We start from the raw sequence: 15134 nt of genomic DNA, 5'->3' as shown, positions 1-15134 counted from the left end.
TATAGTTTTATAATAGAATTATTTAGCCTCTTATACTATTACTAAATATTTTAGGGATCATAGTATAGATATTTAACAGATGATTGAAAGCTTCAGGCTTATTTTCACTATTTCCAGTGTTACCTTCATCTCCAGTATCACCACCAGGATCAGATGGGCCTACAGGAGGTGTAGTTGTATCACCAGGATTTGTATTTTCACCAGGTTTATTAGGATTAGGTATTTTATCTTTATTTTTATCTTTATCCTTTTCTTTATCTTTATCTTTATCTTTATCTTTTTCTTCAACCTTATATTCTGTAGGATCTTTAGCCACTGGAGCTAGGTATTTATTATCAAGCATGTTACCAGAATATAATCTAGTATCACGAGTTATAAATACTACCTTTTGTATTTTATCTTTAGGTGTTTTATCAGAAGGTAAGTAGTATTTACCATCAGCAGCCTTTACAACGTCAAGTTCCACATGGATATTATCCAGAGTAGTTGGTTGAGTACCACTTATAAAGATTTCAGAGTAAATTCTATTTCCCCTAGGATCCCTCTTAGTAAGCGCCGTTGGAAGGGTTCCAGAATCTTTAGAAATATAAGCACTAGTTAATCCACCAGGAGCCTGAAGAGATTTATATTCAAGCCCCTCATGAGCTGCTGCCATAATCTTACCCCATAGACCAGCTGGAACGCTACTACTAGTAAAAGGTAATTCCTTACTATTATCATAGCCCATCCATACAGCGCCTGAGTAGTAAGGTGTTAATCCACTGAAATAAAGGTTTTTGGTAGATTCAGAGGTACCAGTTTTACCCCTAACTTCCATATTCCCAAATCTTGCTTGTGGACCTGTGTTGTTCACAGAACCTTCAAGCATATCATAAACAATATAAGCTGTTTGTGGAGAAATTACTTGTTTAGATTCAAGTTTTGGCTCGAGTAGAACTTTACCATTCTTATCAGTAACCTTAGTATATATTCTTGAAGTAGTCATATTTCCTTGATTTCCAAAGGTACCAAAGGCTTGAGCCATTTCATAAGGTGTAGTTCCATCTATTTCACCTAGAGATAAAGCAGAAATACTAGTTCTATCTCTATCAGTTATACTTAATCCAAATTTTTCTCCATAGGATGCTGACGTATCTAAACCTATTCTATCAACTACAGATACTGCCACGGTATTTTTAGAAAGAGCAAGAGCATCACGGATAGTAATATATCCGTCAAATACATAATTCCAGTTCTGTGGAACGTAGGAACTGCCTTTATCTGGATATTTAGAACCAATAGAAGTTGGTAATGGACCATCTACAAATACCGACCCTGCAGTTAAAGTTTTACCTTCAATAGCTGGAGCATATACAGTAAGTGGCTTTATACTAGAACCTGGTGAACGTAGGAAGGTTTGACCATCCTTTCCAACAGAGATAGCTCTATTATAAGACATAGCTGGTTGATCACCAATACCACCAATTATAACTTTAACTTCACCCTTAAGATAATCTGTTATTATAGCAGAGGCTTGAACTCCATCTGCCTTAGAGCCTTGAGTATCTTTAAGATAATTGTTCATAATTTTTTGTACTGAATCCTGAAGTTTTCTATCCATGGTTGTATATATTCTTAAACCACCAAAGGTGATTTTTTCATAGGCTTCAGCTTCAGTATATCCATAGGTTTTCATTAAATCCTTTGCCACTTGTTTTATTACAGGTCTTGAAAACCATTCATAAACCATTTTGTCACCCTCTAAAGTTGAGAAATTTAGCATAAGAGGTTCTGCTAAAGCAGTATCATATTCCTCTTGAGTTATTTTTCCCAGCTCTAGCATTTTAGCAAGAACCAATTTAGTTCTTGGTGAGTCAAAGGCTTCTTTCTTTTCAAAGGCTTCATAGGCATTCATATAAGATATAGTTGGATTCTGAGCAGCACTTGCTAAAAATGCACATTGCTTAAGGGTTAAACCATCTGCTACAGATTTTCCAAAATACATGGTTGAAGCAGCTTCAATTCCGTGAGCGTTACCGCCTAAAAAGATAGTATTCATGTATTCGTTAAGAATTTGTTCCTTAGATAGAAGCTTTTCTAACTTACGTGCCAAATAAATCTCCTGAACTTTTCTTTCTATATTAGCTCTATTATTTATAGAATCTTCAAGGAAAAACTTATACTTAACCAACTGTTGAGTAATAGTTGATGCACCTTGGATTTCATCATTAGATAAACCAAGAATTATTTTAGCATCTTGGATTACAGCTCCTCCAAGTCTTCTTATGTCAACACCTTTATGTTCTAAAAATCGTTGATCTTCAATACTTACAAAGGCGTCCTGTAGATATTTAGGTACTGTAGATATATCTACAGAGATTCTCTTTTCAGGAGTCTTATACTCATCCATTTCTTTTCCTTTATTGTCATATAGAAGTGTAGTTTCTCCATTAGATAAAAATATATCAAGATCAAGCTCTGGAGCTGTTTTAATCATGCCAGATATAATACCAAAACCAGCAGCTGCACAAGTTATTATTAAAAGTAGTAAAACTATATATATTACTTTAAAGACTTTACGACTTTTCTTCTTGGGCTTTTTTTGCTTAGGTTTAATTTTTTTATTTTCTCCCATATTCTCCTCCTTTTATGATGAACATATCTTCGATACTATATTATAACTTATATGCTAGTATAAATACAATATAGTATTCTTCAATGAAGTTCTTATACATATACATATATTAGATATTGAATAATTTTATGTAACATATTATACATTTATTAACATTATACCACATTTATAAAGGAGTAATACTATGAAATCATCTTTGAAGTTAAAATTTACCATAATAACTTTTTTAATTATGACTTTTTTAATAACTTTTATATATACTTTAGATAAAATTATAATGCCAACGGTAAAATTAGTGGCAGATGCACAGATGAGAGCAGAGGTCACTAATATAATAAATAAAACAATTTTCCAGGAATACTCTAAGAATTTTAATTATAATGATATAATAAAATTTGATAAGGATAATGATGGAAACATCATAATGATGTCAGCAGATACTTTAAAACTAAGTGAAATTGCTACATTGACTGTATTAAAAGCACAAGATGAATTAGAGGAAAAATCTAAAGTAGACATAAAGATACCCATGGGATATGTGACTAAAAATAATATTTTAGGTAGATTTGGTCCAGATGTAAAAATAAGAATGAGGCCAATAGGGCATATTACTACTAGATATATATCCGAATTTGAAGATGCAGGAATAAATCAAACTAGGCATAAAATTTATATAGAAACAACCACTAGAGTAAAGATGATTATGGCAGTATCTTCTAGTGAGTTAGAAATAGTTAATGAAATACCTATAGTTGAAACCATTATAGTTGGAAGGGTACCAAGTACTGCAATACAAATGGATCTTAACGGTAATTAGAAAGTGTGATGCTAATCACTGAATAAATTCTTTATATATCATACTATTTATGTAAATAAATATAGATATATGAAAATATATAATTAATTTAAATAGTAGGAATTTCCTATAGAATAAATAATTAAAGAACAGGAGATGAGTAATATGGATCAATGTATAAAATTTTATAATGCCTTAGCTAAATATTATGATGATATTTTTCCAGCACCATTAGGTAAAAAGAAGTTTGCTTTAAAGAATATAGAAAAGGGTGGATTTGTTTTAGATATTGGATGTAGTACTGGAGAAACTACAGAATATATTTCTTCACAAGGATATAGGGCTTTAGGCATAGACTTAGACCAAGAAATGATAAGAATAGCTAAGGATAGGTATAAGGAAAGTGATACTTTGAAGTTTGAAGTTATGGATATGAAAACTATAGCTAAGTCCTTTGGAGAAGAGTTTAATGGTATTGTATGTATAGGGAATGTACTTCCTCACCTAGGCGGAAAAAGTCAAATAAAAGAATTTTTAAAAGGATGCTATGAAGTATTAAAAAAGGATTCACCATTATGTATTCAAACTATTAATTTTGATAAGGTGAAGAGAGAGCATATTAAAGAATTGCCTCTTATTGATGGTCCTAAAGTTAAATTTGAAAGGTTTTATAGTATTAAACCAGATAGTGATATTGTAAAGTTTACGGGAAGAATAACTGATAAAGAAAATAATGAGATTTTAGAAAACACAGTAGATCTATTTATGTTAGAAAATGAAGAGTTATTTGAAATGTTAAAGGAAATTGGATTTGAAAAATCCTGGAGCTACGATGATTTTAATAGAAGTACCTATACAGGAAATGCTCTTCCTTTAATAGTAGAGGCTATTAAGTAGAAAATTATAGTAATGTAAATATATAATTTAATAAATAAAAAAACATACTAGAAGTTAATAAGTTAATATTAGCTTTTAGTATGTTTTCATGTTTTTTCTTCTATTAATATATTAAGTATTTAAAACATTTGTAAGGTTATTATTTAGATTCCCAGTTAAATATGTAAGGAATATTTCTATATAAGTCACCATAATTTAAGCCATATCCAACTACAAATAAATCAGGAATCTCAAAACAACAATAGTCTGGAGATATTTCTACAGTTCTTCTTTCTGGTTTGTCTAAAAGAGTACAGCATTTTACACTTTTAGCACCCAACTTTTTAACGTGTTCAACCACAAAGTTCATAGTAATACCACTATCTACAATGTCATCTACTACAAGTACATCCATACCTTCAATATTATCAGGTACATCTTGAACTATTTTACAAGTACCACTAGTTTCTTCGCCATGACCATAGCTTGATGTAGTCATAAAACCTATAGTTGTAGGTACAGTAATTTCTCTAACTAAGTCAGCAGCAAATATGAAGCTTCCTCTAAGTAGAGATAATACGTAAACAGTTTTTCCATCATAGTCTTTAGAAATTTTTGCTCCAATTTTAACTACAGCCTCATTGATTTCTTCTCTAGAAAAGAGAACATTTCTTTGTTTATCTTCCATGTAATCACACCTCAATTTATATTTACATTAATGTTTTCATAGTATAAAATTAAGGTGAAATTGTCAATAGTATAAAATGTATAAGAATGCAGTGTTTGTTTAATGTAGAAAAATTATTAATAAAGAAAAATAAGGTTTGGAGATGATTATATGATAAATGGAAATACTGATGGAGTTAAAAACTTCATCTTGAAAAAGTTAGATACTATATATGATATGAGATTTCAAAAATCAGACATATTAACTGAAGAGTTAGCAGAACTTCTAAGAGAGGTTACCCTTGAAATTGAAAGAGAGGTTAGCGTTGCTATAGATAGAAAAGGAAGTGTTGTTAGTGTTGCCATCGGAGACAGCTCAACAGTTGAAGTTCCTATGATTGACACTAGAGAGGGGAGATTATCTCAAGTGAGAGTAATCCATACCCATCCCAATGGAAATCCTAAACTATCCGCATTAGATTTATCTGCACTTCTAAAATTAAAACTAGATTGTATAGTTGCCATTGGTGTATCAGAGGATAAACCTCTAATTTATAATATGGGTTTCTGTGATGTGAAGGATAACATGCTCATAGAAGAAGAAGTTGAAAATTTAACTATCAATAAAGTTTTAAGCTACAAGTTTTTAGATAAGGTTAGATATATTGAAGATGTTTTTAAAGTAGATAACATAGTGGAAGATAATTCAGAAAGAGCGATATTAGTATCTATAGAAGATGAGGAAAGCCTAGCTGAGTTAAAGGAACTTACTAAAGCCTGTGATGTAGAGCCAGTTTTTGAAATACTTCAAAAACGTAATAAAATTGATTCAGCTTATTTTATAGGTAGTGGTAAGGTTGAAGAAATAGCATATTTAAGACAGTCACTAAGAGCCAATGTAGTAATATTTGATGAGGAATTATCAGGATCTCAAGTAAGAAATCTAGAGCAAGCTATAGGAACAAAGGTAATTGATAGAACTACTCTTATTTTAGAGATATTTGCAAGGAGAGCCAGAAGTAAGGAATCTAAAATTCAGGTAGAGTTATCCCAGTTAAAATACAGATTAAGCAGGCTTAGTGGATTAGGAACTATGCTTTCAAGAACAGGAGGGGGTATAGGAACAAAGGGACCAGGAGAGAAAAAGCTAGAGACAGACAAAAGAAAGATCAGAGATACTATCTATGATTTAAATAAAGAATTAGAAAAGATAAAAAGTATAAGAGCAACCCAAAGAGAAAGAAGAAGTAAGGATAATATTTCTAAGATATCATTAGTGGGATATACTAATGCAGGAAAATCTACCCTTAGAAATGCTCTTTGTGAATACTCACCAGTTAAGTCAGCTACGGTAAAAGAAAAAGTTTTTGAGGCTGATATGTTATTTGCAACCTTAGATATTACAACCAGGGCTATGGCTCTTCCAGACAATAGAGTTGCCACAGTAACAGACACTGTAGGCTTTATAAGAAAATTACCTCACGATTTAGTAGAAGCTTTTAAATCAACTTTAGAAGAGGTAGTTTATTCAGACTTATTACTTCACGTAGTAGCTGCATCTAGTAATGCAGCAGAAAAGCAAATAACAGTGGTAGAGGAAGTACTTAAGGAGTTAGGTGCAGGAGATAAGCCAACTTTATTGGTGCTCAACAAAATTGATAATTCTAATGATGATATTTTAAATTCTTTAAAGGAAACATTTAATAACTATTCTATTTTAGAAGTTTCAGCTAAACATAAAATCAATTTTGAAGAGTTGCTAAATAAATGTACAGAAATACTTCCTTATAAATTAAAAACCTTTAAGGTATTAATACCATATAGCGATTCATCATCAGTTGCATATCTACATAGAAATGCTTTGGTAGAAAGTGAAGAGTACGGTGAAGAAGGTACTATTCTTGTAGTTCAAGGTGATGATGAGGTCTATAACAAAAGTTCAAAATATATTATAGAGTAGTAACTAAAGTATCATTATATTGTTAGGATCGAAGTTAGAGCATTATTTGAAGGGGAGAGTAGGGAGAAAATTTGAGTACAGGATTAGTTAAATATGATTGGAATTTCATTGAAAATTATAGTGATGAAGAAATCAGCTATTTTCTAAGCTTAGAAGGAAAATCTATAGAAGCCATATGTAAAATTAGAAATTTAGATAGAGCCACAGTTCAAAAACATCTCATAAATTGCAAAATAAAATACAGGTTTTTAGTTAAAAGTGAATCGTCATCAGATCTATTTAAATCCCTAATCTTAGCAGCTAAGGAAGAAAGAATTTTGGTTTTGAATAGTTTAGATAGAGTTAATAAAGAAAAGTTAATTCATTTTTTAGTTAAAAACTATATGGAGCTAGGACTTAAGGACAAAGAAGCCGCCATATGGATCATGGGTGAACTTAGAAGTAATGTCACTGTAGACATACTTATAAAGGCAACGGTTAATAATCATGTAAATATTAGAAGAATGGCAATTTCAGCTCTTGGAAAAATAGGTAATTCAAGAGCTGAGAGAGCCCTTATTAGAGCTTTGGAGGATAAAAATCCTCAAGTAATAAGTTATGCAGTTAAGTCCTTACAGAAGATAAGCAGTGGAGAAGCCGATGATAAAATAAGAGCTTTATTTAATAGTACTGATAAAGAGTATATTAAAAAGGCTTGTGAGGGTTATATTAAGCAAAGAGATAATGAAGAATTAAATTTTCAAGATATAAGTGACGGAGATAAAAATAATGATTAATATTTTATTATCTATATTATGCAGTTCTTTAATAGCTATTGTATTTAAGTTTAGTGAAGGTAGAGAAAGTAATAGATATATGGTAACTAGCATAAATTATCTATCAGGAATGATGGCAAGTATAATAATGATGGGAAGTTTAAATATTTTCCACATAAATTGGTTTTCTATGTTTATGCAGGAATTTAATCAGGTACTTATAAGTGGACAACTTTTCTCTAAAGAAGGAACAGGAGCTTTAGCAATAATTCTAGGTATAATAACAGGTATTTTATATTTTTTAAGTTTTATTCTATATCAAAAATCTGTAGGAAAGAATGGAGTATCTGTATCTGCAACTTTTATGAAGCTAGGAGTATTAATACCTACAATTTTATCTGTTATACTATTAGGAGAGACCATAGAATTATTACCTATATTAGGAATAATCTTGTCTATCATAGCTATAATAGTTATAAATCTAAATAACAAAGAAGAACAAAAGGTTAAAGATACTATGAAAGTAGATTTAATACTTCTTTTTATACTAGCTGGTGGAGGAGATTTTGTAACAAAGCTATTTCAAAACTTTGGTATGGTACAATATAAAAATTTATATTTATTTTATACTTTCCTAACGGGATTTACTATAAGCTTAATTATGTTAATTATTAAAAATAGAAAAGTAAAGTTAATAGATATGTGTTTTGGTGTCATGGTAGGTATTCCTAATGTATTAATGCCAAGCTTTTTAATAAAGGGCTTAGAAGAAGTAAGAGCAGTTATAGCCTTTCCTATGGTAAGTGCAGGAACTATTTTAATCACAAACTTTTGTGGAGTTATATTCTTTAAAGAAAAGTTAGGGAAGAAGGAGATTACTGCTATAGTACTTACCATAATAGCCATAATACTTATGAGCTAACAGTCTTCGAGAAATCTTCATTATGGTTTAGAGTACAGAAATCTATTTTAAATATTATAGAGGGGGCTTAAATATGAGTTATTTTACAGTGAAAGGGAGTGCTACTTCAGAATTTCAAGAAAAGAAATCTACATTTATAGGATACATAAAGAGAGTAAATACTGAAGAAGAAGCAAAGAACTTTGTAAATGAAATAAAGAGTATGCATAAAGAAGCAACCCACAATGTTTATGCTTATATAGTGGGAGAAAATAAAGGCATACAAAGATACAGTGATGACGGTGAACCCCAAGGAACAGCAGGCATTCCAGTTTTAGAAGTCATAAAGAAAAATGATTTAACCGATGTAGCGGTGGTAGTTACTCGTTACTTTGGTGGTATTCTTTTAGGGGGAGGTGGGCTAATAAGAGCTTACTCTAAAGGAGCCTCTTCAGCCATTGAAGAAGCAGGTGTTGTAGAAAAAGTAAAGGGCTTAAAATTAAGATTTACTTTAGAATATGATTTAATAGGTAAAATACAATACCTATGTGGTACAAATAATTGGCATATTGAAGATACCATATATACAGATAAAGTGGAGTTATCACTGTTCACAGAGGTAGAAAATAAGGAAACAATAATTGCAGATTTTGTAGAGGCTACTAGTGGAAAAGTAACTATATGTGAAGAGGATGAAGAGTATTTATTTAAAGAAGGATACAGATATTATAGAGCTATTGAAGGATAGCTCTTGAAATTTGAAATTATTAGACATATTATGTTATAATAGGTACATTGATTTTAAAGTTAATAATTATATATATAGTACAGGAGGAAGTTAATATGTCAGGACATTCAAAGTGGCATAATATCCAAGCTAAAAAGGGTAAAGCAGATGCTAAGAGAGGTAAAATATTTACTAAAATAGGTAAGGAAATAGTTGTTGCAGCTAAAAACGGTGGCTCTAATCCAGAGACAAATGCTAAGCTTAGAGACGTTATAGCAAAAGCAAAAGCAGCTAATATGCCTAATGATACAATTACTAGAGCAATTAAAAAAGCCGCAGGAGAGTTAAGTGCAGTAAACTATGAAACTATAATCTATGAAGGATACGGACCAGAAGGAATAGCAGTTATAGTTGAGTGTCTTACTGAGAATAAAAATAGAACAGCAGGAAATGTAAGATACGCCTTCTCTAAACAAGGTGGAAATATGGGAACCGTTGGATGTGTAGGCTTCATGTTCCAAAGTAAAGGTGAAATCATCATAGAAAAAACTGATTCAGTAGATGAAGATGAGTTAATGATGATGGCTTTAGATGCAGGTGCTGAGGACTTTGTAGCTGAAGATGAAGTATTTGTAGTAACTACAACTCCAGAAGACTTTGGTACTGTGAGAGAAGCTTTAGAATCTAACGGAATAGAATTCTTAGAAGCAGATGTTAAAATGATTCCAGACACATACACTGAAATTAATGAAGAAGTTGCGACTAAATTCCAAAAGATGTTAGATGTTTTAGAAGATGATGATGATGTACAAAATGTATATCATAATGCTGAATTCCCAGAAGGATGGGAAGGGTAGTAGTGAGTAACCGTTGGTATTACTAACTTTGAAATTTATTCATTAATTACTAATAAATAATATGATTATGACATACAATGATTATGAATGATATGTGTTTAAAATTGCAAGTTGCTTTCTATAAATAGGATAGTAAGTAACTTGCAACCATATAATTTAACTTTAATGTTGCATTATTAATAACAATATACCCTTAATGATACTCTTGTTGAATTTCATGTTGCGTTTCATCCATCTTAGGCTTTATTAGTTGTATTATTATTGATTGTAGCATAAACTATAACAAAATATCATAAATGATAATTGAACTAGTTGTCTTTTACATAAAATAACTTCTTATTTTATTAAGTAATCTTAAGGAGGATGTATAGAATGGGATTAATAGTGACTCTAGTGAAAGAAGCAAAACCTTATGATAAGAATAGTATGGAATCATTGTTAATTAAATTTGATTCTATTACTAATAGTTTACCAAGGAAGCTAAGATATGACTGTGCTAAAAATAATTTATTTAATTAGGGAATATCTTTAACTTATCTGAGGGAACATTAGTAAATTACATCAAGAAATCCTTATATTAGATTATTATAGTCTAAATAAAACTCATATTTAATGAAGTTGAAATGGATAATTAATTTTCAGAATTATCAGATAATTTGTAGTTATAAAAGTAGAATACTTTTATATTAATTTATAGGCTTTAGGCATATAAATAATAAACCCAAAATGTGTTCTCTTAGCAAAAAGTCATTACAGTCTTACTAATAAATAAATATATCAAGTAAGGAGTGTGAAATAAATGATGGAGAATGAAATTCTAAAGGTAGCTTTATCCCAAGGTATTTGGGCTGTACTAAGTATATTTTTATTATTCTATATACTAAAAGCTCAAGAAAAAAGAGATGTGAAGCAAGAAGAAAGAGAAAAAAATTATCAAGATGTGATATCACACCTTACCGATAAATTAAGGATAGTAGATGAAGTGAAAAAAGATGTAGAAGATCTAAAAAAGGATGTAGGTGATCTAAAAAATTATATGAGAAAAAGTTAATAAGTCAAAAATATAATCAAAGCATTAATTCTTATATAAAATCATAACACTCCCATATTAAAATCTCTGAAACCCGCATGAACAGAACAAATAGTTAACTAGTTAACTAGCGAAATAGGCATATATTTATATATTTAAAGATTTCCCTATATAAATAGTTATATAGGGAAATTTTTTAATAATACATCTAGTAAATTAGCAATTTCTATAAAGACTTCTCTGCTAATCTTTATTAATAAGTTATTTCATCCTTCTCAGAATGATCTTTGCTATTAGCGTAGGAGCCTATTTTAACTCCATCTATTATTCCTACATCTGCACCATCCTTAGGATACATTTTTCTTAGTTCAGCTTGACTTCTTTTTTGATCCTTAAGACGACTTTTATTATTATCAACCATAAAAACACCTCCTTAAATGATATAAAGGATAACTACACAATTATTTTGTCCTTAAAGTAAGAAATTATTAAGGAAAGTAAAGGATTAGCTTCCTTAGAAAGAGACATTACCATTTTATTAAAGGTATAGATTGAATGTTTGGACACATAATAATATTGACAATAAAATTATATGGGAGGTATTAAAAATGGCTAAAAATCATAAAAAGCATGAACATACTCCAAGTAACCCTAAGACTGGAAATGTAAAAGATCATATATCTTCAAAGGCAGGAATTAAATCTCCTAAGGAAAAAGAATAGCTTAATATATTTACGTAAGGTATAGGTTATTTTGAATAAGTAAATGACTATCTCAATAAAGAGATAGTCATTTACTTAAATAGAAACATAAAGTTTTAATTAAGGAACTATTCATCTAGAGGTAGACAAATATATGAGTTATACATTAGATAAATAAGTTAAGTCCAGCATCTTCTGTGGAAGCTAAATACGTTGCAACTCCACCAACCTCAACTTCAGGAATTAATTCTTCATGTTTAATACCCATTAAATCCATAGACATAGCACAAGCAATGATTTTAACTCCCATTTTAAGAGCATTAGCAATTAAAGTATCAAGGTCATCTACATTATTTTTAGCCATAATGTTTTTAATCATAGCAGGGCCCATACCAGCCATATTCATTTTAGATAATGGAAGCTTTCCAGTGCTGCTTGGAAGCATCATATCAAACATTTTTTCCATGGTATCCTTTTTAACAGAAGGCTTATCTTTTCTTTTTAAGATATTAAGTCCCCAGAAAGTAAAGAACATGGTAACTGGTTTTCCCATGGATGCTGCACCAGTAGCTATGATGAAGGAAGCTATAGCTTTATCAAGGTCACCACTGAAAACTACAAGGGTTGCACCATCCTTTTTAGAAATATCACAACTAATAGGCGATGAGCTACTTGTTAGATCTTGAGAGGTACCTTTTTTGATTAATGCTACAAAGGCTTTTTCTTTTTTATCAAATTCACCTTTTACAAGGGTATTTCCTGTTTTACTACACCAACTATTGATGTCCTTTTGGAAACCTGGATCAGAAGCTTTAACTTCTAAGATATCTCCATCCTTCATTTTGCCAATTTCCTCAAAAACTCTTCTAATAGGACCTGGACATTGAAGTCCACAAGCATCAAGACTTACAGTAACTTTACTAGAATCTTCTATATTAGAAGAAGTACTAGTTTCACAAGTACAGTCTTCAGTATTATTATTTAAGTTAGATTGAGTATCTTTATTATTTAAAGAAGATTTAACGGTAGCATAAGTTTTATAACCACCATCTAAGTTCACACAATTAAATCCATATTGAGAAAGTATTCTACAGCCGATATATCCACGAAGACCTACTTGACAATAAACATAGATTGTTTTGTCCTTTGGTATTTTATTTAAATTATTTCTAAGGGTACCTAGAGGAATATTTATAGCATTTTCTATATGACCAACTTCAAACTCCATCTCTTCTCGTACATCTAGGATAAATTCATTGTTAGCTATTAAATTATCAACTTCATCCCATTGAACTATAGAAACTAAATTATCCATTATATTAGTTCCTATATATCCAGCCATATTAACAGGGTCTTTTGCAGAAGAATATGGTGGAGCGTAGCATAATTCTAACTCAGGTAAATCTGTAACCTTTAGATTACCTTTTATAGCAGTAGCTATAACATCGATACGCTTTTCTACGCCATCTAAACCTACACCCTGTGCTCCTAATAGTTTTCCATCCTTTGGATTGAATAAAACTTTAAGAGAGATAGGGAAGGCACCAGGATAGTAACCAGCATGGGAATTTGGATGTAAATGGATTGCCTTATACTCTAAGTTAAGTCTTTTTAAAGTTTTTTCATTATTGCCTGTAGTTGCAACAGTTAGTGAAAATACCTTTGCTACAGAAGAACCTAAAGTACCATTATATTCAGCTTTTTTACCACAGATATTATCAGCTACAACATGCCCTTGTCTATTAGCTGGCCATGCAAGTGGAATCATAGTTGGATTACCATTTATATAATCAATTACTTCTACAGCATCACCAAGAGCGTAGATGTTTTCATCAGAAGTTTTCATTTCTTTATTTACAACAATTGCTTTTCTATTGTTAACTTCTAGACCAGCATCTATGGCAATCTTACTTTCAGGAGAAACTCCTATTGATAAAACAATCATGTCTGTTACAATTTCTTTACCACTATTTAAAACTACTTTTTTACCACGGTTTTCAAAGGATTTAACTCCATCTTTAAGAATTAAATTAACTCCATTTTGAAGTAGATGTTCATGAACTATTGCTGCCATTTCGTAATCTAGAGGAGCCATTACTTGATCTGCCATCTCTACAAGAGTTACAGAAACTCCTCTTTCATTAAGGTTTTCAGCCATTTCAAGACCTATAAAGCCACCACCAACAATTACAGCTTCCTTTGGAGAGTTATTATCAACAAAGGCTTTAATCTTATCTGTATCTGGTATATTTCTAAGAGTAAATAAATTGGTTGCTTCTTTAAGGCCGGGAATAGGTGGGGTTATTGGACTAGCACCCGGTGATAAAACTAATACATCATAACTTTCTTCATAAACTTGAGAAGAACTATGATTTTTTACAGTAACTTTTTTTGCATCCTTATCAATTTTAATAACTTCACTAAAGTTTCTTATGTCAATGTTAAATCTAGAACTCATGCCTTCTACTGTTTGCACTAGGAGATTATCCCTTTCCTTTATAGTTTCACCTATATAATAAGGAAGTCCGCAATTGGCAAAAGAAATATATTCCCCTTTTTCAAACATAATTATTTCTAAAGATTCATCTAGTCTTTTTAAACGTGCAGCAGTAGAAGCCCCACCAGCAACTCCACCAACGATAATAACTTTTTTACTCATAATAAAATCTCCTTTCAATATTAAACAATACAAATAGTATAAACAATATAACCTTTACAATACTCAGGAACAATTAAATCTTAATATTTATATATAATAATAATACGATGTAAAATATTTATAAAAAAGAAGTCTAAAGAATTTTGACTTCTTAATAGTTAAAATAATACTTCTATTAACTTTTTTATATTCTCATCACTAACACTATATATAATTTCAAGACCGTTACGCTGCCAGTCTATAATGCCAAAAGTTTTTAGCTTTCCAATGTGCTGCGATATAGTTGATTGAGGCATATTTAAGCAATTTTGCATATTGGTAACATTGCTTCCACCAGTTTCAATGAGACCTTTAACAATGCATAGTCTTACGGGGTGGGCTAATGCCTTTAAAATATTTGCTTTTTCTTCAAAAAGTTTTGGGTTAGTTAAAAATGTGTCATTCTCAGTCATGTTTTATACACCTCCATATCACTATATTCATATAATACGATATAGTTACAAATGTGTCAATGAAAAATAAAAAAATATATATTTAAAACATTAACTTATTTTAATTTTAGATATTGTGTTGTAATATAGAAAATTAAACT

The 15134-nt window shown here is 30.6% G+C and carries 14 protein-coding genes; 9 read left to right on the top strand and 5 right to left on the bottom strand.

The window, feature by feature from the left end; genetic code table 11:
• Positions 1-22 precede the first annotated feature (22 nt).
• The gene (locus tag B2S02_RS06205) at positions 23-2614 is read right to left on the bottom strand and encodes a transglycosylase domain-containing protein (RefSeq protein WP_346920456.1); all 2592 of its coding nucleotides are present in this window, start codon (positions 2612-2614) and stop codon (positions 23-25) included.
• Positions 2615-2798: 184 nt separating this feature from the next.
• Between B2S02_RS06205 and yunB the strand changes: the two genes are divergently transcribed.
• On the top strand, positions 2799-3431 hold the full coding sequence (gene yunB, locus B2S02_RS06200) for a sporulation protein YunB (protein ID WP_346878556.1): 633 nt from the start codon (positions 2799-2801) through the stop codon (positions 3429-3431).
• 144 nt (positions 3432-3575) lie between these two features.
• Positions 3576-4307 (top strand): class I SAM-dependent methyltransferase, encoded by a 732-nt coding sequence (locus tag B2S02_RS06195; protein ID WP_035134424.1) that lies wholly within the window; start codon positions 3576-3578, stop codon positions 4305-4307.
• Between the two features lie 139 nt (positions 4308-4446).
• Here the strand turns inward: B2S02_RS06195 and hpt are convergent, their stop codons facing one another.
• On the bottom strand, positions 4447-4974 hold the full coding sequence (gene hpt / locus B2S02_RS06190) for a hypoxanthine phosphoribosyltransferase (protein WP_346848635.1): 528 nt from the start codon (positions 4972-4974) through the stop codon (positions 4447-4449).
• Positions 4975-5124: 150 nt separating this feature from the next.
• Between hpt and hflX the strand changes: the two genes are divergently transcribed.
• From hflX to B2S02_RS06155, 7 genes are all read left to right on the top strand, one after another.
• Positions 5125-6912: a GTPase HflX gene (gene hflX / locus B2S02_RS06185; protein WP_346920455.1), complete on the top strand. Its 1788-nt coding sequence runs from the start codon at positions 5125-5127 to the stop codon at positions 6910-6912.
• Positions 6913-6983: 71 nt separating this feature from the next.
• Complete coding sequence (locus tag B2S02_RS06180) at positions 6984-7688, top strand: HEAT repeat domain-containing protein (RefSeq protein ID WP_346878557.1); 705 nt, start codon at positions 6984-6986, stop codon at positions 7686-7688.
• Entirely contained in the window at positions 7681-8589 is a 909-nt protein-coding gene (locus B2S02_RS06175; RefSeq protein WP_346848637.1) for an EamA family transporter, read from the top strand. The genes B2S02_RS06180 and B2S02_RS06175 overlap by 8 nt, the downstream gene beginning before the upstream one ends.
• Positions 8590-8662: 73 nt before the next feature.
• The gene (locus tag B2S02_RS06170; RefSeq protein WP_346848638.1) at positions 8663-9316 is read left to right on the top strand and encodes a YigZ family protein; all 654 of its coding nucleotides are present in this window, start codon (positions 8663-8665) and stop codon (positions 9314-9316) included.
• A 95-nt stretch (positions 9317-9411) separates the two neighbouring features.
• Complete coding sequence (locus tag B2S02_RS06165) at positions 9412-10152, top strand: YebC/PmpR family DNA-binding transcriptional regulator (protein WP_035134436.1); 741 nt, start codon at positions 9412-9414, stop codon at positions 10150-10152.
• A 372-nt stretch (positions 10153-10524) separates the two neighbouring features.
• Entirely contained in the window at positions 10525-10671 is a 147-nt protein-coding gene (locus B2S02_RS06160; protein WP_346848644.1) for a hypothetical protein, read from the top strand.
• A gap of 283 nt (positions 10672-10954) precedes the next feature.
• Positions 10955-11203, top strand: a complete 249-nt coding sequence (locus tag B2S02_RS06155; RefSeq protein WP_150843415.1) for a BhlA/UviB family holin-like peptide — start codon at positions 10955-10957, stop codon at positions 11201-11203.
• A gap of 232 nt (positions 11204-11435) precedes the next feature.
• Here the strand turns inward: B2S02_RS06155 and B2S02_RS06150 are convergent, their stop codons facing one another.
• The 3 genes from B2S02_RS06150 to B2S02_RS06140 all read right to left on the bottom strand — a co-directional run bounded on the left by B2S02_RS06150 (position 11436) and on the right by B2S02_RS06140 (position 14994).
• A complete protein-coding gene (locus B2S02_RS06150) occupies positions 11436-11603 on the bottom strand; it encodes a hypothetical protein (RefSeq protein ID WP_198028596.1) in 168 nt (55 codons plus the stop codon).
• 446 nt (positions 11604-12049) lie between these two features.
• Positions 12050-14542, bottom strand: a complete 2493-nt coding sequence (locus B2S02_RS06145; RefSeq protein ID WP_346878559.1) for a CoA-disulfide reductase — start codon at positions 14540-14542, stop codon at positions 12050-12052.
• Between the two features lie 158 nt (positions 14543-14700).
• Positions 14701-14994 carry a metalloregulator ArsR/SmtB family transcription factor gene (locus tag B2S02_RS06140; RefSeq protein ID WP_346848646.1) on the bottom strand — a complete coding sequence of 98 codons (294 nt, stop codon included), beginning with the start codon at positions 14992-14994 and terminating at the stop codon, positions 14701-14703.
• Positions 14995-15134 lie beyond the last annotated feature (140 nt).

Origin of the sequence: Clostridium sp. UBA7339, assembly GCF_002470865.1 — a bacterium.
Lineage (GTDB): Bacteria > Bacillota > Clostridia > Clostridiales > Clostridiaceae > Clostridium_J > Clostridium_J sulfidigenes.
Note: the sequence above shows the minus strand (reverse complement) of the source record. Positions and strands in the feature narration are given on the sequence as shown.

Bases quoted from the DNA above. Each gene is read 5' to 3' on its own strand.
- B2S02_RS06205 (WP_346920456.1), bottom strand. From the start codon at position 2,614: ATGGGAGAAAATAAAAAAATTAAACCTAAGCAAAAAAAGCCCAAGAAG.
- yunB (WP_346878556.1), top strand. From the start codon at position 2,799: ATGAAATCATCTTTGAAGTTAAAATTTACCATAATAACTTTTTTAATT.
- B2S02_RS06195 (WP_035134424.1), top strand. From the start codon at position 3,576: ATGGATCAATGTATAAAATTTTATAATGCCTTAGCTAAATATTATGAT.
- hpt (WP_346848635.1), bottom strand. From the start codon at position 4,974: ATGGAAGATAAACAAAGAAATGTTCTCTTTTCTAGAGAAGAAATCAAT.
- hflX (WP_346920455.1), top strand. From the start codon at position 5,125: ATGATAAATGGAAATACTGATGGAGTTAAAAACTTCATCTTGAAAAAG.
- B2S02_RS06175 (WP_346848637.1), top strand. From the start codon at position 7,681: ATGATTAATATTTTATTATCTATATTATGCAGTTCTTTAATAGCTATT.
- B2S02_RS06170 (WP_346848638.1), top strand. From the start codon at position 8,663: ATGAGTTATTTTACAGTGAAAGGGAGTGCTACTTCAGAATTTCAAGAA.
- B2S02_RS06165 (WP_035134436.1), top strand. From the start codon at position 9,412: ATGTCAGGACATTCAAAGTGGCATAATATCCAAGCTAAAAAGGGTAAA.
- B2S02_RS06160 (WP_346848644.1), top strand. From the start codon at position 10,525: ATGGGATTAATAGTGACTCTAGTGAAAGAAGCAAAACCTTATGATAAG.
- B2S02_RS06155 (WP_150843415.1), top strand. From the start codon at position 10,955: ATGGAGAATGAAATTCTAAAGGTAGCTTTATCCCAAGGTATTTGGGCT.
- B2S02_RS06150 (WP_198028596.1), bottom strand. From the start codon at position 11,603: ATGGTTGATAATAATAAAAGTCGTCTTAAGGATCAAAAAAGAAGTCAA.
- B2S02_RS06145 (WP_346878559.1), bottom strand. From the start codon at position 14,542: ATGAGTAAAAAAGTTATTATCGTTGGTGGAGTTGCTGGTGGGGCTTCT.
- B2S02_RS06140 (WP_346848646.1), bottom strand. From the start codon at position 14,994: ATGACTGAGAATGACACATTTTTAACTAACCCAAAACTTTTTGAAGAA.